The 17,166-nt window shown below is 63.1% G+C and carries 22 protein-coding genes; 15 read left to right on the plus strand and 7 right to left on the minus strand.

Annotation, left to right across the window (positions count from 1 at the left end; genetic code table 11):
* Positions 1-621, minus strand: coding sequence for a TIGR00730 family Rossman fold protein (locus J2858_RS01590; RefSeq protein ID WP_210103003.1), 621 nt, complete (start codon positions 619-621; stop codon positions 1-3).
* A gap of 151 nt (positions 622-772) precedes the next feature.
* On the opposite strand from J2858_RS01590, the gene J2858_RS01595 reads away from it, so the two are divergent.
* Together J2858_RS01595 and J2858_RS01600 are read left to right on the plus strand one after the other, a co-directional pair.
* Positions 773-2,548 (plus strand): LysM peptidoglycan-binding domain-containing protein, encoded by a 1,776-nt coding sequence (locus J2858_RS01595; RefSeq protein ID WP_210104080.1) that lies wholly within the window; start codon positions 773-775, stop codon positions 2,546-2,548.
* A 109-nt stretch (positions 2,549-2,657) separates the two neighbouring features.
* Positions 2,658-4,544, plus strand: a complete 1,887-nt coding sequence (locus J2858_RS01600) for an ABCB family ABC transporter ATP-binding protein/permease (RefSeq protein ID WP_210103004.1) — start codon at positions 2,658-2,660, stop codon at positions 4,542-4,544.
* A 50-nt stretch (positions 4,545-4,594) separates the two neighbouring features.
* On the opposite strand, the gene J2858_RS24275 is transcribed toward J2858_RS01600, so the two are convergent.
* On the minus strand, positions 4,595-4,873 hold the full coding sequence (locus J2858_RS24275) for a helix-turn-helix domain-containing protein (protein WP_348635431.1): 279 nt from the start codon (positions 4,871-4,873) through the stop codon (positions 4,595-4,597).
* 266 nt (positions 4,874-5,139) lie between these two features.
* On the opposite strand from J2858_RS24275, the gene J2858_RS01610 reads away from it, so the two are divergent.
* The 5 genes from J2858_RS01610 (at position 5,140) to J2858_RS24215 (ending at position 7,704) form a co-directional block, all read left to right on the plus strand.
* Complete coding sequence (locus tag J2858_RS01610) at positions 5,140-5,364, plus strand: antitoxin MazE family protein (RefSeq protein ID WP_210103005.1); 225 nt, start codon at positions 5,140-5,142, stop codon at positions 5,362-5,364.
* On the plus strand, positions 5,361-5,684 hold the full coding sequence (locus J2858_RS01615; protein ID WP_210103006.1) for a type II toxin-antitoxin system PemK/MazF family toxin: 324 nt from the start codon (positions 5,361-5,363) through the stop codon (positions 5,682-5,684). The genes J2858_RS01610 and J2858_RS01615 overlap by 4 nt, the downstream gene beginning before the upstream one ends.
* 97 nt (positions 5,685-5,781) lie before the next feature.
* Positions 5,782-6,480 carry a phosphatidylserine decarboxylase gene (locus tag J2858_RS01620; protein ID WP_210104082.1) on the plus strand — a complete coding sequence of 233 codons (699 nt, stop codon included), beginning with the start codon at positions 5,782-5,784 and terminating at the stop codon, positions 6,478-6,480.
* Positions 6,481-6,498: 18 nt separating this feature from the next.
* Positions 6,499-7,353 carry a CDP-diacylglycerol--serine O-phosphatidyltransferase gene (pssA, locus tag J2858_RS01625; RefSeq protein ID WP_210103007.1) on the plus strand — a complete coding sequence of 285 codons (855 nt, stop codon included), beginning with the start codon at positions 6,499-6,501 and terminating at the stop codon, positions 7,351-7,353.
* Positions 7,354-7,572: 219 nt separating this feature from the next.
* The gene (locus J2858_RS24215; RefSeq protein ID WP_281067709.1) at positions 7,573-7,704 is read left to right on the plus strand and encodes a hypothetical protein; all 132 of its coding nucleotides are present in this window, start codon (positions 7,573-7,575) and stop codon (positions 7,702-7,704) included.
* A gap of 24 nt (positions 7,705-7,728) precedes the next feature.
* Here J2858_RS24215 and J2858_RS01630 read toward each other — a convergent pair whose 3' ends face one another.
* Positions 7,729-8,490 (minus strand): SOS response-associated peptidase, encoded by a 762-nt coding sequence (locus J2858_RS01630; protein WP_210103008.1) that lies wholly within the window; start codon positions 8,488-8,490, stop codon positions 7,729-7,731.
* A gap of 57 nt (positions 8,491-8,547) precedes the next feature.
* Positions 8,548-8,874, minus strand: a complete 327-nt coding sequence (locus J2858_RS01635; RefSeq protein ID WP_210103009.1) for a YnfA family protein — start codon at positions 8,872-8,874, stop codon at positions 8,548-8,550.
* A 64-nt stretch (positions 8,875-8,938) separates the two neighbouring features.
* Here J2858_RS01635 and J2858_RS01640 point away from each other — a divergent pair, with 64 nt between their 5' ends.
* From J2858_RS01640 to J2858_RS01675, 8 genes are all read left to right on the plus strand, one after another.
* Entirely contained in the window at positions 8,939-9,397 is a 459-nt protein-coding gene (locus J2858_RS01640; RefSeq protein WP_245365511.1) for an NUDIX hydrolase, read from the plus strand.
* A gap of 7 nt (positions 9,398-9,404) precedes the next feature.
* Positions 9,405-9,896: a TIGR02301 family protein gene (locus J2858_RS01645; RefSeq protein ID WP_245365512.1), complete on the plus strand. Its 492-nt coding sequence runs from the start codon at positions 9,405-9,407 to the stop codon at positions 9,894-9,896.
* A gap of 106 nt (positions 9,897-10,002) precedes the next feature.
* Positions 10,003-10,260 (plus strand): hypothetical protein, encoded by a 258-nt coding sequence (locus J2858_RS01650; RefSeq protein ID WP_137132827.1) that lies wholly within the window; start codon positions 10,003-10,005, stop codon positions 10,258-10,260.
* A gap of 92 nt (positions 10,261-10,352) precedes the next feature.
* Positions 10,353-11,084 (plus strand): hypothetical protein, encoded by a 732-nt coding sequence (locus J2858_RS01655; RefSeq protein WP_245365513.1) that lies wholly within the window; start codon positions 10,353-10,355, stop codon positions 11,082-11,084.
* A gap of 109 nt (positions 11,085-11,193) precedes the next feature.
* Positions 11,194-12,048, plus strand: coding sequence for a YgfZ/GcvT domain-containing protein (locus J2858_RS01660; protein ID WP_210103010.1), 855 nt, complete (start codon positions 11,194-11,196; stop codon positions 12,046-12,048).
* Between the two features lie 38 nt (positions 12,049-12,086).
* Positions 12,087-12,668 carry a YfbR-like 5'-deoxynucleotidase gene (locus J2858_RS01665; protein ID WP_210104086.1) on the plus strand — a complete coding sequence of 194 codons (582 nt, stop codon included), beginning with the start codon at positions 12,087-12,089 and terminating at the stop codon, positions 12,666-12,668.
* Positions 12,665-13,177 (plus strand): tyrosine phosphatase family protein, encoded by a 513-nt coding sequence (locus J2858_RS01670; RefSeq protein WP_210103011.1) that lies wholly within the window; start codon positions 12,665-12,667, stop codon positions 13,175-13,177. Before J2858_RS01665 ends, J2858_RS01670 begins: the two co-directional genes overlap by 4 nt.
* Before the next feature lie 97 nt (positions 13,178-13,274).
* The gene (locus J2858_RS01675) at positions 13,275-14,120 is read left to right on the plus strand and encodes a mechanosensitive ion channel family protein (RefSeq protein ID WP_210103012.1); all 846 of its coding nucleotides are present in this window, start codon (positions 13,275-13,277) and stop codon (positions 14,118-14,120) included.
* A gap of 36 nt (positions 14,121-14,156) precedes the next feature.
* On the opposite strand, the gene J2858_RS01680 is transcribed toward J2858_RS01675, so the two are convergent.
* The 3 genes from J2858_RS01680 to J2858_RS01690 form a co-directional block, all read right to left on the minus strand.
* The gene (locus J2858_RS01680) at positions 14,157-14,975 is read right to left on the minus strand and encodes an ABC transporter permease (RefSeq protein WP_210103013.1); all 819 of its coding nucleotides are present in this window, start codon (positions 14,973-14,975) and stop codon (positions 14,157-14,159) included.
* Positions 14,972-15,760, minus strand: coding sequence for an ABC transporter ATP-binding protein (locus tag J2858_RS01685; RefSeq protein ID WP_210103014.1), 789 nt, complete (start codon positions 15,758-15,760; stop codon positions 14,972-14,974). The genes J2858_RS01680 and J2858_RS01685 overlap by 4 nt, the downstream gene beginning before the upstream one ends.
* A 197-nt stretch (positions 15,761-15,957) precedes the next feature.
* Positions 15,958-16,989: an ABC transporter substrate-binding protein gene (locus J2858_RS01690; protein WP_210103015.1), complete on the minus strand. Its 1,032-nt coding sequence runs from the start codon at positions 16,987-16,989 to the stop codon at positions 15,958-15,960.
* Positions 16,990-17,166 lie beyond the last annotated feature (177 nt).

Below are 17,166 nucleotides of genomic sequence, written 5' to 3' on the forward strand. Positions count from 1 at the left end.
TCAAAGCTTCCCGATCACCGCTGGCGTGCCATCATCGACGGGGCTGTCACCCTGCGCATCGAGAATGGCCGGCACGATGTCTTCCACTGCGTCGATCACCAAGGGGCGCACCAGATTGGCGTTGTGGATGAACCCTTGCGCGCGCATGTGATCGACCAGTTCCAGCATCGGATCCCAGAAGCCGCCGATATTGGCAAACACCATCGGCTTGCGGTGGCGGCCGAGCTGGCCCCAGGTCATGATCTCGACGATTTCCTCCAGCGTGCCGATGCCGCCGGGAAGCGTCACGAAAGCATCGGCGCGCTCGAACATCGCATGTTTGCGCTCATGCATGTCCTTGGTGATGATCAGCTCGCTCAATTGTCCGAGAGAATGGCGCGTTGCCTCCATATCGACAAGAAATTCCGGAATGATGCCGGTAACCTTGCCGCCGTTCGACAGGGTGCCGGCCGCCACGGCACCCATGATGCCCTTGGTGCCGCCGCCGTAAACGAGTCGCAGACCATGGGCCGCGATGGATTTGCCCAAAGCCCGACCTGCCGCGACATAGGCGGGATCACGACCGGGCTGCGAGCCGCAGTAAACACAAATGGATCGAATTGGCACAAGAGTCTCCGTCATGCAGGCGAGGCGGACGCAAAGCAGCGGTCCGCCCCGTAAAAGTGACGGGAAATCAAGTCCCGGGCAAGCGAAAAGGGCCTAAAAGCTTGTTAATACGGCATGAAACCTGTAATTCCGTGTTGTTTGGCGGGTTTCCGTCTGGAGAGGTCTGATAATGAAGAACCGCGCCGTCTGGCTGGCTATTTCCGCGCTCGCGATTGCAACCCTGCTCATGGTTTTCTTCGTCATGCCGCGTCTGTCGACGAACGATCATCCGGTGGGCGAAGCCATCAACGATGCCGGACGCGAGATCAAGGAAGCGGTCAACGGACAGGCCGAGGCGACCCGCGAGCTGATCGATCCGACACCGGACACGCCGCCGGCCAAGGCGCCCGCAACGACGGCCAAAGGCGACGTGCCGGCAGAACCGAAGGCCGCCACAGCGTCCGCCGAGCTGAAGCCGTTGATCGTGCCGACCTTCGACGTGCTGCGCGTCGAACCGGACGGCACGGCCGTCATTGCCGGGCGCGCCGAACCGGAGGCCCGGCTTGACGTCAACGACCAGGCCCTGACGGTTGCCACCACGGCCGTGGACAAGGCCGGTGAATTCGTCGCCATCATCGACAAGCCGCTGGCCCCCGGTGACCATCAGCTGGTGCTGAAGGCAACCGCCAAGGATGGCCGCACGGTGATCTCCGAAGAAATCGCCACCATCTCCATTCCCGACAACAAGGCCGGCGAGCTGCTGGCCATGGTGACCAAGCCCGGCGAGGCGAGCCGCCTGATGGCGGTGCCGAACATCAACCAGAAAACCAAGACGGAGCGCGTGGCGCTGTCTGCCGGCGATGCAACGGCAGCCCGCCAGACGCCGGCTTCTTCAGCCACCGTGCCTGCCGCGGCCGCAACACCTGCCCAACCGGCGCCCTCCGGCACGAACGTGGCAACCGCTCCGATACCCGCGGCACCGGCCACCGCCCCTTCGGAAAAGCCGGCCTTGCAGGTCAGTGCCGTCGAAATCGAAGGCGACCGTATTTTCGTTGCCGGCATTTCCAAGTCCGGTGCCAAGCTGAAGGGCTATGCCGACTCAAGCACGATCGGCGAAACACTTGCCGGCGCCGACGGCCATTTCGTCATCGACGGAACCCTTTCTCTGGCGGTTGGCCAGCACCGCATCGCGGTCGACCAGATCGGCCCGAACGGCCAGGTGATCGTGCGCGTCGAAGTGCCGTTCAACCGGCCGGCCGGCGATCAGGTGGCCGCCGTTGCAAGCCCGCTTGGCGCAACGAACAGCCTGTCGCCCATTGACGACGGCGCGTTTGATCGTCTGCGCAACGAGGTGTCGCGCGGCTTCGACCTCCTGCAGAAGCTCTATGCCAATGGCGCAACGCCGACCGACGAACAGGTGGCTGCCGCCCGATCCTCGACCAGCATCGCGCTGCGTTCGCTGACCGAATACCGCCTGCCGGCCGGCGCCGACGAAACGACGCGGATGATTGCCGACAACACGGTGCGCGAAGCGGCAGCCGCCCTCTCCGCACTCGACGCCCTGCCGCGCGATGTGGGCTCCGTTGGCGCCAAGCTCGGAAGGATCGGCGAGATGATTGCCCGCGCCGTTGGCCCCATCCTGCCGAACGGCACCGTCGCACCGCTGCCGGCCGCAGCCGCTGAAGCACAGGTCGCCGCTGGCGCCCGCACCATTGCGCAGGCGCCGCTGACCCAGAGCGAGGCCTCCTCCGTCATCATCCGGCGCGGGGATACGCTGTGGCAGATCTCCCGCCGCGTCTATGGCGGCCAGGGCGTGCGCTACACCACGATCTATCTCGCCAACCAGGACCAGATCGCCAATCCCGACGTGATCCAGCCCGGCCAGATTTTTGGCGTGCCGAAAGAGGCGCTGCCGGATCCGGAAGCGGAAAAGATCCACCGCCAGCGCCTGAAGAAAGGCTGATCGCGCAAAGCCGCAGCCGGCAGGGACATGATCTTTGCCGGCCGGACCGAAGCTGCGTTGCAAAGACAACGCATGCAGCCTATGTGCTGGGTTCCTTCCGGAGGCAGCCATGGCAGACCGACAAAAGACCGTTGCGGCGGATACCAGCAATCCGCTGACAACCATCGTGAACCTCTGGCCCTATATGTGGCCCTCCGACCGGCCGGACCTCAAGGCCCGCGTGGTCTGGGCAACGGTTCTGCTGCTTGCGGCAAAGTTCGTGCTGATCGGCGTTCCCTATTTTTTCAAGTGGGCAACCGATGCGCTGAACGGCAAGCTGGATCTGGCAGGCCTCGTGCCGGCCTTCCTGCTCGGCGCCGTGGTTCTGGTCATCGCCTACAATTTTACCCGCATCGTGCAGCTTGCTCTCAACCAGCTGCGCGATGCGCTGTTTGCCAGTGTCGGCCAGCATGCCGTGCGCCAGCTTGCCTACAAGACCTTCGTTCACATGCACCAGTTGTCACTGCGCTTCCACCTGGAGCGCAAGACGGGCGGATTGTCGCGCATCATCGAGCGCGGCACCAAGGGCATCGAGACCATCGTGCGCTTCACCATCCTCAACTCGGTGCCGACGCTCGTGGAGTTCCTGCTGACGGCGGTGATCTTCTGGCTGTCCTACGGCTTTGCCTATGTGGCGGTGACGGCGGTGACGGTTGCGGCCTACATCTGGTTTACCATCCGTGCCAGCGACTGGCGCATCGCCATCCGCCGCTCGATGAACGCCAGCGACACGGACGCCAATACCAAGGCGATCGATTCGCTTCTCAACTTCGAGACGGTCAAATATTTCGGCAACGAGGACATGGAGGCGAGCCGATTCGATGCCTCCATGGCGCGTTACGAAAAAGCCGCTACGCAGGTCTGGACCTCGCTCGGCTGGCTGAACTTCGGCCAGGGCCTGATCTTCGGCGCCGGCACGACCGTGATGATGGTGATGTCGGCGCTTGCCGTGCAGCGCGGCACGCAGACGATCGGCGATTTCGTCTTCGTCAACGCGCTGCTCATTCAGCTCTCGGTGCCGCTCAACTTCATCGGCTTCGTCTATCGCGAAATCCGCCAGGGCCTGACTGATATCGAGCAGATGTTTGATCTGCTGGAGGTGGACGCCGAAGTCGTGGACCAGCCGGGCGCCGCACCGCTTGCCGTACGTGACGCCAGCATTGCCTTCCGCGACGTACATTTCGCCTACGATCCGGAACGCCCGATCCTGAAGGGCATTTCCTTCGAGGTGCCGGCCGGCAAGACGGTCGCCATCGTCGGGCCGTCGGGCGCCGGTAAATCCACGATCTCGCGCCTGCTCTACCGGTTCTACGACGTGCAGCAGGGCTCCGTCGAGATCGACGGCCAGGACGTTCGCGATGTGACGCAAAAGAGCCTGCGCGCCACGATCGGCATGGTGCCGCAGGATACGGTTCTGTTCAACGACACGATTGCCTACAACATCCGCTACGGCCGCCTGAGCGCCACCGAAGAGGAAATGCTGGCGGCGGCAGACATTGCCCAGATCGGCCATTTCATCACCAGCCTGCCGGACGGGTTCCAGACCATGGTGGGCGAGCGCGGGCTCAAGCTGTCGGGCGGCGAAAAGCAGCGCGTGGCGATTGCCCGCACCGTCCTGAAGGCCCCGCCGATCCTCATTCTCGACGAGGCAACCTCGGCGCTCGATACGACGACGGAACAGGAAATCCAGGCGGCTCTCGAACTCGTGTCGAAAAACCGCACGACCCTGGTGATCGCCCACCGCCTGTCGACGGTCATCAACGCCGACGAGATCATCGTCCTGCGCCACGGCGAAATTGCCGAACGTGGCACGCATGCCGGCCTTCTTGACCAGAACGGCCTCTACGCCTCGATGTGGAACCGCCAGCGCGAGGCAACCCAGGCCGAGGAACACTTGCGGCAGGTACGCGAAAGCGACGAAGAAGGCGTGGTGGTGCGCAAGACACCGGCGGTGTGAGGCGGGCGTCGATCGCTTTCTTGGGCTACGGACCGCGGACTGCCGTGCAATCAGGCGACCGCTTCAGCCACCATGTCCGGATGCTGCGCAATCACGCGCACATAGGCCATCGCGAAATCTGGGGCAGTCGTTTGCGCCTGTTCCCAATCACGCAACGTGCCGACAGGGACCCGAAAGCGACTGGCGAACTCGGCCTGTGACAGGCCGAGCCCCGTCCGCGTTTGACGGATCAGACGCGCCCGCTGGCCACGATCAAGCGCTTCGACCGTGACATCGAAATCCTCTGTATCAGAGGGGTCAGCCGGTATTATGGTACGTTCTTTATTCACCCTTGTTGCTCCTTCTGACCGAGAAACAGGGCCTTATCCTCGCCCATTACCCGATCGCCAAAAGCCAGAGGCAGCTGGTGCTTCTGGCCTTTGGCCTCCTCCTCTTCAGGGTTGAACCTGTCTTGCGTCATGCGGAAGACTGTGCGGGAATTCCGTATCCTGGTCAAATCGGCCCTTACTTGCGGCAACTCTGGCTCAGCACGCCAAGGCATTGACTGAATGCTGATGCGCGCCTACGTTACATGTAACAGAATGACGGAGGCTGGATGCCGACACCAATTGGTCAACGGGTGCAAAAGAGGCGCGACGCTTTGCGGGCGGCGGGTTTACGGCCCGTGCAGATCTGGGTGCCCGACACCCGCCGCGCCGGGTTTGCGGAGGAGTGTCGTCGGCAAGCGCGCGTGACCGCAGCAGCGGATGCGCATGATCCGGATCTCGACATCCTCCTGGACGCGGCTCTGTCGGATATCGAGGACGAGGCCGGCGCGTGAGGCGCGGCGACCTGATCACGGTCGCGATCTCAAGCGATTTTGGCAAGCCGCGCCCGGCCGCCATCATCCAGGCGGATCCGTTCGATGAGACCGGAACTGTGACGGTGCTGCTGATGTCGGGAACGCTGGTGAATGCGCCGCTCCTGCGTCCGACCGTGAATCCGACCCCGGCAAACGGACTGCGCAAGCCTTCCCAGGTGATGATCGACAAGGTGATGTCCGTGCAGCGCAGCAGGCTCGGGCCAGTGTTCGGACGTCTGGATGATGAGACCATGCTTGCCATCACCCGCTCGCTTGCGGTGTTTCTCGGCATCGGCTGAAAGGCGCGCCACGGAACCACATTGCTCCTGAAACGGTTTGCCTGTAGTCACCTAGGTTCGTGATCCAAGGCTGGACAATCTGGAGAGACACCCGTTGATCAATCTGTTCGACACCATTCGCAACACGCTCGTGCCGATCCACAAGGAAGGCTATATCTTCGTTATCGCCTTTTTCGTCGTATCTCTGGTCGCGGGCCTGATTGCGGCACCCCTGTTCTGGATAGGCCTCGTGCTGACGCTGTGGTGCGCCTATTTCTTCCGTGACCCCGAGCGCGTCGTTCCGCAGGATGACGACGTGATCATTAGCCCTGCCGATGGCCGCGTGTCCTCCGTGCAGATGGTGGTGCCGCCGGTGGAGCTTGATCTGGGAAGCGAGCCGATGCTGCGCATTTCCGTTTTCATGAACGTCTTCGACTGCCATGTGAACCGGGCGCCGGCGCGTGGCCGTGTGTCGCAGATCGTCTATCGCCCCGGCCAGTTCGTCAATGCAGAGCTCGACAAGGCAAGCGTCGACAACGAGCGCAACGGCATGGTCATCGAAACCAAGCACGGCAAGCTCGGCGTGGTGCAGATCGCGGGGCTCGTCGCCCGCCGTATCCTCTGCTTCGTGCATGCCAACGAGCCGCTCGATGCGGGCGAGCGTTTCGGCCTCATCCGCTTCGGCTCGCGTCTCGACGTCTATGTGCCGGAAGGTGGCCAGCCCCGCGTGTCGCTCGGACAGCGCACCATCGGTGGCGAAACCGTGATTGCCGAATTCGGCTCGTTCAAGGGCCCGACCATCAGCCGCCGCAGCTGATAAAACCTGGAGAATGCCATGCAGCCGCTGGACGATCACCGCGACGCAGACCACGATGTGCATCCGAAAAGTGCCGAACACCGCACGGATGACGACGCGGCCCGTGGGCCTCGCCTGCGGGAAATTCCGCTGAGGCTGATGGTGCCGAACTTCATCACGGTTCTCGCCATCTGTGCCGGCCTGACGGGCATACGGCTCGCCTTCGAAAATCGCTTCGAGCTCGCCGTCGCTATGGTTCTGCTGGCGGCCTTCCTCGACGGTATCGACGGGCGCGTGGCGCGGGCGCTGAAGGCCACGTCGAATTTCGGCGTGCAGATGGATTCGCTCGCCGACATCATCAATTTCGGCGTAGCCCCGGCCCTCGTTCTCTATGTCTTCGTGCTCGATCAGGTCGGCTCCATCGGCTGGATCGCCGCGCTCATCTATGCGATTGCCGCCGGTCTTCGCCTTGCCCGCTTCAACGTGATGGCGGATCGCGAATACAAGGCGAAATGGCAGTCGGAATTCTTTGTCGGCGTTCCGGCCCCCATGGGTGCGCTTCTGGTGCTGCTTCCGGTCTATCTCGGCTTCTTGGGCCTCGAAACCAATCGCGGCATCGCCTGGTGTGCGACGGCCTATACCGTGCTGATCGGCTATCTTCTCGTCTCGCGCCTTCCCGTCTGGTCCGGCAAGTCGGAAACCCGCGTGCGCCGCGACCTCATGCTGCCGGTGATCCTCTGCGTCGTCATCTATGTCGCTTTGCTGATGAGCTATACGTGGCAGGTGCTTGCGGTGACCACGGTTGCCTATCTCCTGGTTCTGCCGTTCAGCGCGCGGGCCTGGAAGCGTCGCTACGGCACGCTCACCATCGAAGACGACCACGCCAACGTCTGACCTTTCGGCAGAGGGCTTATACTGCTGCGTTGCAATATCAGGTTGCAACGCAGCATAACTGCGCTTTTTCGACAACAGTTTCCCGCAAGCTCGCCGGTGCAGGATCACGCATGATCGGTTCGCGTGCGCAGCGCCAAATTTCCGCCCTGTTTTCTGCCGAGAGCCGCTGTGACGCACGGATGCGATCACGAAAAGTGCTTTATGGGGAAGGAAACCGACATGACCGAACAGAAGACCACCACGACGGCTGCCGCCAAGCAGGACCTGCATGCACCGCAGCGCCCGCTCGCCATCAAGGCCGTCGTTGCCGCAGCCCTGATGCTGAAGCGCACGACGCTGAAATCCGCCTGATCTGAAAAGGCTCCCGCCGAGGCATCAGAACAGCGAGAGCTGCCCGTCGCCCTTTTCGGGCGGCGCCGATTTCGGGGAAGCGACCGGCACCACCGGCACCTGGATCTCAGGCCCCATATTGGCGACCTTGTTGACCCGGTCCGAGACCGGGATCATCTCGAACAGATCCTCCTGCGCCGGCGTCATCAGGTCGGCGACATCGCGCGGCTCCTGCGTCTTGCAATCCAGCCAGCGGGAAAAAGCCTGCGGATAGATCACCACCGGCATGCGATCATGGATCGTGCCGATCAGCCGGTTGGCCCGTGTCGTCAGGATCGCGGCGGTATCGACTTCCGAGCCGTCAGCAGAGGACCAGGTTTCCATGAGGCCCGCAAAGGCAACGAGACCGCCCTGCTTGGGCCGAATGTAATAGGCCTGCGCCTTGCCGCCCTCGTCCTTTTGAGGCCTGTGCCATTCGTAAAAGCCGGTTGCCGGAATGAGCACGCGGCGATGGCGCATGGCAGCGCGAAACGAGGCCTTGCCGATGGCGGTTTCGGCCCGGGCATTGATGAGAAGCGGAAACTCCTTCGGATCCTTCACCCAGCCGGGCAGGAAACCCCAGCGGGCAAGCACGGCCTGGCGCGCCGGCAGATTGCTGCCGGGCATCTGTCGATCCGTAGCCATGACGAGAAGAATCGGCTGCGTCGGCGCGATATTGTAGCGCCGGGGGAAATCGTCGATCTCGATGACGCTCAGGAATTCGAGGATCTCGTCCGGCGTCGCGGTCAGGGCGTAGCGTCCACACATGCTCTGTTGATCGCACCCGAAGACAGGGGCGTCAAGCAAGGGGGACCGTCAGCAATGTCAGCTGCTGCGCGGCGCAAACAGGATGACGGCGCAGCCGATGAGGCAGAGTGCGCCGCCTGCGAGGTCGAACCGGTCGGGCGCCTTGCCTTCCACCAGATAGAGCCACAGTAGCGAAGCGGCCACATAGAGGCCACCATAGGCGGCAAAGGTGCGCCCTGCCGCATTGCTATCGACCAGCGACAGCAGCCAAGCAAACAGAACCAGAAACAGCAGGCCGGGCGCCAGCCACCACGCCGGTTTCTCCAGCCGCCACCAGGCGTAGAAGGCAAAGCAGCCGGAAATTTCCGCAAAGGCTGCAAGGACGAACAGGAAGGTGCTTTTCATGGACGACAGTCGTTGCAGAGCGCGGCCGCTTGCGCAAGACGCGTCAGCCGGTCAAGGTGGCACTATGACGATGACTGACAAGACCGTACACCTTCCCCGCCCGCGCGCGGCCTCCTCCGCCATTCTGGAACGGGAGGGGCGCTATCTCCTGATCCGGCGACGCAATCCGCCCTCGGCCGATCTGTTTGCCTTTCCGGGCGGACGCGGCGAGCCCGGAGAGACGCCGGCAGACACAGCGGTGCGGGAATTTTTCGAGGAAACCGGCATCATGGCCCGCGAGCCGGAACTGTTTGCCACCTATGATCTGGAAACCCGCGACACCTCCGGTGCGCTGCAAAGCCATTTCTTTCTGTCTGTTTTCCGGGTGAAGGCCGATGCCGATCGCGCGGCGATTGCCGCCGATGATGCCGCCGATGCCGGCTGGTTCACGCTGGAGGAGATCCGTGCGCTGCCGGTGCCAGAGAGCGTGCTGGATTGCGTCGAACGGCTGGCCGCGCAGCGCAAACTCCCCTCCGCGTCTTGATATGCCCATGGCGCGCCTCACCCGGAACATCATGATCTTGAAATCTTTTTACCGCCCAATCCTGCCGTCTCTGCTCATGAGCCTTGCCCTCGCCTGCCCTGCGTCGCTTCTGCCGGCAATTTCCATTGCGGCGCCAGCGCAGAAGAAGGGCGGCGAATCGCAGCCCTCAAGCCCGCCGCAACAGCCCGTGGAACGGCCGGCGCCCTATGATGCGCAACTGCTGCGGCTTGCGGAAATCCTCGGCTCCGTCCAATACCTGCGCACGCTTTGCGCCTCCGATTCGGATGAGTGGCGGGCATCGATGCAGTCTTTGCTGGACGCGGAAACCGGCGCGGAACCCAAGCGTCGCGAGAGACTGACGGCGGCCTTCAACCGCGGATATCGGGCGTTTGCTGCGGTGCACAGTACGTGCACCCCGGCTGCCCGGGTTGCGGAAGAACGCTACCGTAACGAAGGTGCAACACTCTCGGGCGAAATTGCTGCACGCTACGGAAATTAGGCTTTTATTTACCTCTTTCGCGCTGGGGGCGTGTGGTTTTGATAAAAGGCTGCTAGTGTTGTTAACGTGCCGGTAACAACGGACACCCCTTGCAAGAGGAATACACATGCAGACAGCGCGCAACGACATCGACGACATGATTGTGCACGAGAAGATGCAGGCGGCGCTCGAATACCAGAATGAAGCCTGGGCCGACGGACGTGCGGACGGCATCGAGCCGGAGATCATTGCCGACGCAGCCATCGCGCTCGCCATGCGGGAAACCATCCGCATTCACGGCGAAGACGGCGCGGAAGCCATGCTGGAATCGCTGCGCGCGCGCATGCTTGCCGGCGAATTCTCCCCCGAGCGTACCGTTCAGTAAAGCGTAAGGGCCGGGCACGCATGGTGCTCGCATCCCGTTCTTGCGAATCATGCCACCCACGGCCCAAGCCCGAAGAAACCGAGGCTTTTTCCATGAAGACCCAAGCGGCGAACATTGCTCGCCCCTCAGCCCTGCAGATGGCGCTGGCTGCGGCAGGCGTTCTGCTGTCCGTGACCGTCGTAACGGACACCGCCTTTGCCCTGTCCGGCGCAAGCGTGACGGAGGCAAGCGGCCCCGCGCCGGCCGCCGGAACCGGTTCAGGCGCTGACCCGGCCTCCGGGCCGTTATCGAACCCGCCGGGCAATGGTGCCGCCGCCCCGGAGGCCGCGCCCCAAGATGCGCAGGCGGCAACGCCGGCACCGGCAGAGATCATTCGCGACCTCGAGCTTCTTCCCGAACCGGTGAAGGCCGCCCGGCGCGCGCTTGTCGAAGCGGCAACCTCCGGCGAGTTCGAACGCCTGCGGCCGCTGGTGCATTTCGACGTGGACCAGATGCGCCAGCTCGGTGCCGATGGCGCCGACGCGCTCGATGCGCTGAAAAGCCTGTCGGGCGATCCGGAAGGGCTGGAAATCCTCGCGATCATGCTGGATCTTCTGCAGACGGGTGCCGCCCGCATCAATGCCGGCACACCGGACGAGATGTATGTCTGGCCCTATTTCGTCGGCAAGCCGCTCGATACGCTGTCGGCGCCCGAGCGCGTCGAACTCCTGCGGATCATCACTGCGGGTGATCTCGCCGCCATGGAAGAGACCAACAATTACAACTTCTACCGGCTTGGCATTACGCCTTCCGGCGAATGGAAGATGTTTACCGGCGGCGATTGAGCCGCAGGTTCGCTCCGCGCACCAGACCCGGCTCCGCCTCGGCCTGCCGGCATTTTGAAAAATGTCGGCGGCGCTGTATGTCTGGAAGGCAGAACCAGACAGGATTGCCATGACCACCGCCACTCTCTTCACCCGCCGCCTGATCCGCATCGACGGTGCCGACGCGCAGTCTTTCCTGCAGGGCATCGTCACCACCGATATCGACGGGCTTGCCGAAGGCGAGGCCCGGCCCGGCGCGCTTTTGACGCCGCAAGGCAAGATCCTGTTCGATTTCATCATCTGGCGCGCCGATGGCGGCTTCCTGGTGGAATGCGATCAGGCGCTCTCAGAGGCATTTTTGCGCCGGCTGACGATGTACAGGCTGCGGGCGGCGGTGACCATCACGCAGGAGGAGGCGAGCGTTAGCGTCACCTGGGGAGAAGCGGCAGACTCTGCGGCAGGCGTGACCGACATGGCCTTTGCCAAGGCCGGCCTTCTTCTGAAGCGCGCACCCATCGCCCTGGTCGAAGCGGCCGATGCGGAGAGCGAAGCAGCCTATGATGCGCTGCGCATCGAGGCGGGCCTTGCCCAGTCTGCCAAGGATTATGCCCTGCAGGATGCCTTTCCGCACGATATCCTGCTGGATCTCGATGGCGGCCTGTCCTTCCGCAAGGGCTGCTATGTCGGCCAGGAAGTGGTCTCGCGCATGCAGCACCGGGGCACGGCCCGCCGGCGTCTGGTGAAGGTCACGGCGACAACCGACCTTCCGGCGACAGGCACGGAGCTTTTCGCCGGCGGCAAGCCGCTTGGCACGCTCGGAACCGTGGTCGGCGGCCAGGGGCTTGCCATTGTGCGCACCGATCGGGTGGGCGATGCGCTGTCATCGGACCTGCCGATCCTTGCCGGCGATGTCGCCGTCGACCTTGCGCTGCCGGCCTGGACCGGCCTCTCCTTCCCGACGGGCGCAGCCGAGGCGGACGCGTGACCACCACTCCGTCTCCTTCCGTGCGCGCCTGGCAACGCATGCTGTCGGGCCGCCGTCTCGATCTTCTCGACCCCTCGCCGCTCGATGTGGAAATCAGCGACATCGCCCATGGCCTTGCCCGCGTGGCGCGCTGGAACGGCCAGACGCGCGGCGACCACGCCTTTTCGGTGGCCCAGCACAGCCTGATGGTGGAGACGATCTTTCGCGAGGCAAATCCGAGTGCTTCCGCCTGTGACCTGATGATAGCGCTTTTGCATGACGCGCCGGAATATGTGATCGGCGACATGATCTCGCCGTTCAAGGCCGTGGTCGGCGGCGGCTATAAGGTGGTGGAGAAGCGCCTGGAGGCGGCCGTGCATCTGCGCTTCGGCCTTTCGGCCCATCCGAACCGCGATCTGAAGGCGCGCATCAAGAAGGCCGATACGGTGGCGGCCTTTTTCGAAGCAACCGAGCTTGCCGGATTTTCCGTTGCTGAGGCGAAGAAATTCTTCGGCCTGCCGCGCGGCATCACCCGCGACCGGCTGCCGGTCGAGCCGATGGCGGCAACCGAAGCGCAGGCACGGTTCCTTGAGCGTTTTCACGCGCTCGATGCGCTTCGCCCAAGGGCCACGACACCATGACCGGGATCATCGTTGGGCCTTTGGAAAAGATCGCCGAGCTTGCCGTGCGCCACAAGGCGCGCGAGATGGTGAGCCTGATCGCCGAGGGCCATGATTTTCACCGCCCCGGCGTCATCCGCGCCGAGCGCCACCTGACGCTTGCGATGAACGACATAACCTTTTCCGGCACCGGCAATCTGGTGGCACCGAGCGAGCGGCATGTGGCCGACCTCATCGCCTTTGCCAGGGACTGGGACCGCACGGCCCCGCTCCTCGTCCATTGCTGGATGGGCGTGTCACGCTCGCCGGCCGCCGCGGTGATCGCAGCACTGGCGGTCGATCCGGACCAGGATGAATTTGAACTTGCCGCGCACCTGCGCGCGGTTGCACCGCACGCCACCCCCAATACGCGCCTCATCGAGATCGGCGACCGCGCCCTTCAGCGCGACGGCCGCCTGACGGCCGCGATAAAATCCATCGGGCGTGGTGCCGAAACGGACGGACGGGCAAGCTTCGTCCTGCCGCTTTGACGCCCGAAGAGGTGCTGCAGCCGGCATGATCGGAACTTGACCTTGCCGGCGCTGGCGCCAGTTATGCTTCGTCTAGCAAGATGGAGCAGTTTCACGCATGGACGAACAGGCCTCGCAATTCGTGGTCGCCACGCAGGCGGCACTCGCACAGCTTTCGGCGCTTGCGGTACAGTATTCCTTTTCGGTGATCGGGGCGGTCGTGCTGCTGGCCATCGGCTGGTTTGCATCGGGCATGCTCAGCCGCTGGGCGCGGGAAGGCCTCGGCAAGATCCACGGCATCGATGCGACGCTTGCGCAGTTCTTCTCCAATATCATCCGCTATGCGATCCTGGTCATCGTCCTCGTGATGGTGCTCGGCCAGTTCGGCGTCCAGACGGCCTCGATCCTGGCAGCCCTTGGCGCCATCGGTCTTGCCATCGGTCTTGCCCTGCAGGGCACGCTGCAGAATATCGCCGCCGGCATCATGCTTCTGGTGCTGCGGCCGTTTCGCATCGGCGAATACATCGAAACCGGCAATGTCAGCGGCACCATTGTCGATGTCGGCCTTTTTGCCACGGAAATGAAAACCGCAGAGGGCGTCTACCGGCTGGCACCCAACCAGACGCTGTGGAACGTGCCGATCACCAATTACAGCCGCCTGCCGAACCGCCGCAACGATATCAGCATCGCAACCAACGACACCCTGACCATCGAGAAGGCGCAAAAAATCCTGATCGGGGCGGCCGAGGCGGATGCCCGGGTGCTGAAGGCCCCGGCGCCCACCGTCTTCGTCGCCGAATTCGGCGAGACCTCCGCCACCGTCACCCTGCGCTACTGGAGCAAGAGCCGCGACTGGTGGACCGTCAGCCGCGACCTTTCCCAGGCGGTGAAATTCGCGCTCGACCGCGAGCGTGGTGTGGGCAAGGTGCAGGTGGACAATCACGCAGACGGCGGTAACGGCTGAGAGCCGCCCGCCGCACAGGCAGTTTCCCAATCGCTTCTACTGCGCCATCGTCGAGCGATGCGCCCAGCCGGTCATGCGGCGCTCCAGAAGAGCCATCAGCGCGTACATGACGATGCCTTCAACGGCGAGCATCAGCAGTCCGGCAAAGACCAGCGGCACGTTGAACTGGCTCTGCGCCGAACTCATCATGTTGCCGAGGCCGTAATTGGAGGCCACCGTCTCCGACACGACGGAGCCGACGAAGGCGAGCGTGATGGCGATCTTCAGCGAGCCGAAGAAATAGGGCATGGAGCGGGGAATGCCGACCTTCAGCATGATATCCATCTTGCGCGCGCCAAGTGCGCGCAGCACGTCTTCCGTCTCCGGCTCGATGGTGGCAAGGCCGGTCGCCACATTGACGACGATGGGGAAGAAGGAAATCAGGAAGGCCGTCAGCACGGCCGGTACCGTGCCGATGCCGAACCAGATGACGAGGATAGGCACCAGCGCCACCTTGGGGATGGCATTAAAGCCGATCATCAGCGGATAGAGCCCCGAATAGATCGTCTTCGACCAGCCGATGAAGAGGCCGATGGCAAGGCCCGCCACCACGGCAATCGCAAAGCCGACCGTCGTGGTGTAGAGCGTCTGCAGGGAATTCTTCCAGATCGGCGACCAGTATTGCACGATGGCCTGGAACACCCGCGTCGGCAACGGCAGGATGGTGGGCGGCATGTCGAGCGCCAGCACCAGCCCTTCCCAGATAAGAAACAGCGCCAGTGTATAAAGGAAAGGGGCGGCGCGCACCCAGTTGATGCGCGCGAGAAGCGGCTTCTTCGCAACGGGCGTGACGGCGGTTTCGATGATGCTGGTCATGCCACAGCCCTCGCCTTGGCTATTTCGCCGTGCAATTCATGCACCATGTCGTTGAATTCGGTCTGATACATGATGTCGAGATCGCGCGGGCGCTGGAATGGAACGCGGTGCTCCTTCAGGATGCGGCCGGGCCGTGCGCTCATTACGAAAATCGTGTCGGCGAGGAACACCGCCTCGCGCAGGTCATGGGTGACCAGCACGATGGTCACCCCCTGCGCGGCATGCAGGTCGCGGATGACGCACCAGAGTTCCTCGCGCGTGAAGGCATCGAGCGCGCCGAAAGGTTCGTCCAGCATCAGAAGATCCGGCTCGTGGATCAGCGCCCGGCAGAGATTGGCGCGCTGCTGCATGCCGCCCGACAACTGCCAGGGAAATTTCTGGCCAAAGCCCTTGAGGCCGACCGTTTCCAGGAGGTGTTCGGCCTTTTCGACATATTCCTTCTTGTTCGCCCGCAGGCGATGGCGATGCCGTTCGACGATTTCGAGCGGCAGAAGGATGTTGTCGAGCGTGGTGCGCCACGGCAGCATGGTGGGGTTCTGAAACGCCATGCCGACGATGGACACGGGCTTCGTCACCTGAGCGCCAGCCACCACCACGACACCGGTCTGGGGAATATGCAGGCCGGTCACAAGCTTCATCAGCGTGGATTTTCCGCAGCCGGAGGGACCGACGACGGCAGCAAACTCGCCCTTGTCGACGCGCATGGTGAGGCCGGAGACGGCAAGCGTGCCATCGGCACCGCCATAGCGCATGTCGACCTGATCGATGGAAACGAGATGGGACATGTGTTCTCCGTCGGTGATCGCGCGGGGGGCAGCAAGACCCCCTCTGGCCTGCCGGCCATCTCCCCCACAAGGGGGGAGAAAACCTGTGGCTCCCGTCTAACCAGATCAACATGAATCGACGCCAGATACGCGCGAGGCCGTGCTGCAGGTTAAGCCCCTCCCCCTTGTGGGGAGGGGTTGGGGAGGGGTCGTGCCAATTACGGCAGCATGCGTTCCGCCTTGGCCGGCAGGTAGCTTGCATCGAAGACCTGCTCGGCCTTCACAGCGCCCTTGAGGCCCATGGACACTTTCAGTGTGTCGATCGAGGCAGCAAGACGGGCCGGATCGACGCCGCCAAAGCCGTTTTCGACGACATAGGGCGTCTTGATGTTCATGGCGTTCGCCATGTTGAGGCGTTCGAGTTCGATGGCGCTGTCGAGCGTCTCGTTGCGCTTCAGGACGGCGGCGACACCCTCTTCAGGCTTGGCGACGGAGGCGATGAAGCCCTTGGTCAGCGCCTTCAGGAAGCCCTTGACGGCCTCCGGATTCTTGGCGGCGAAATCGGAGTTCACAAGAACCGCGTTGCCATAGAGGTTGAGGCCATGCTCGGCCATCAGGATGGTGGCGATATCCTCGTCCTTGATGCCCTGCTTCTTGAGGTTGAGGATCACCGAGAAGGCAAAGCCGAAGACGGCATCGACATCACCCTTGGCCAGCATCGGTTCACGCACCGGAAAGCCGATCGATTCGATCTTGATCTTGCTGTCGTCGATCTTGGCGACCTGCTTGAAGGCCTTCCACTGGGCAAAGGCGCCATCCGGCGGCGGTGCGCCGAGCTTCTTGCCTTCCAGCGATTTCGGATCGGTGGTGATCCCGAGCGACTTGCGGCCGACAACCGCAAAGGTCGGGCGCTCATAGACCATCAGCACGGCCTTGATCTTCTGGCTCGGGTCCTCGTCGAGGAACTTGATCAGGGAGTTGATGTCGCCAAAGCCCATCTGATAGGCGCCGGTTGCGACGCGCGGAATGGCCTCCACCGAGCCGTTGCCGCTATCGATCGTCACATCAAGGCCTTCCGCCTTGAAATACCCCTTGTCGAGCGCCAGCAGGAAGCCGGCGGCAGGCCCCTCGAATTTCCAGTCGAGCGTGAACTTGATCGCGGTATCGGCATGCGCCGGCGCGGAAAATCCGGCGGCAAGCGCCAAGGCGGCAATTGCCGGAAGGCGGGTGAAGAGGCGACGCGTGATCATTGAGTGTTTCCCCCTGGAATGATGCGGATGGACGCCATCAAAACCAGTCTTTCGCCGAGTTGCAAGCCGAAATTGCACATAATATGATCACGACAACTTGCCTGCGCATCCTTTGGGCAGTCTGCCCGCAAGCACGTCATAACCTGCCCACATATTGAGCCGGAGGGGCACCAGACC

Origin of the sequence: Neorhizobium galegae (assembly GCF_017877135.1) — a bacterium.
In the GTDB taxonomy this organism is placed as follows: Bacteria; Pseudomonadota; Alphaproteobacteria; order Rhizobiales; family Rhizobiaceae; genus Neorhizobium; species Neorhizobium galegae_A.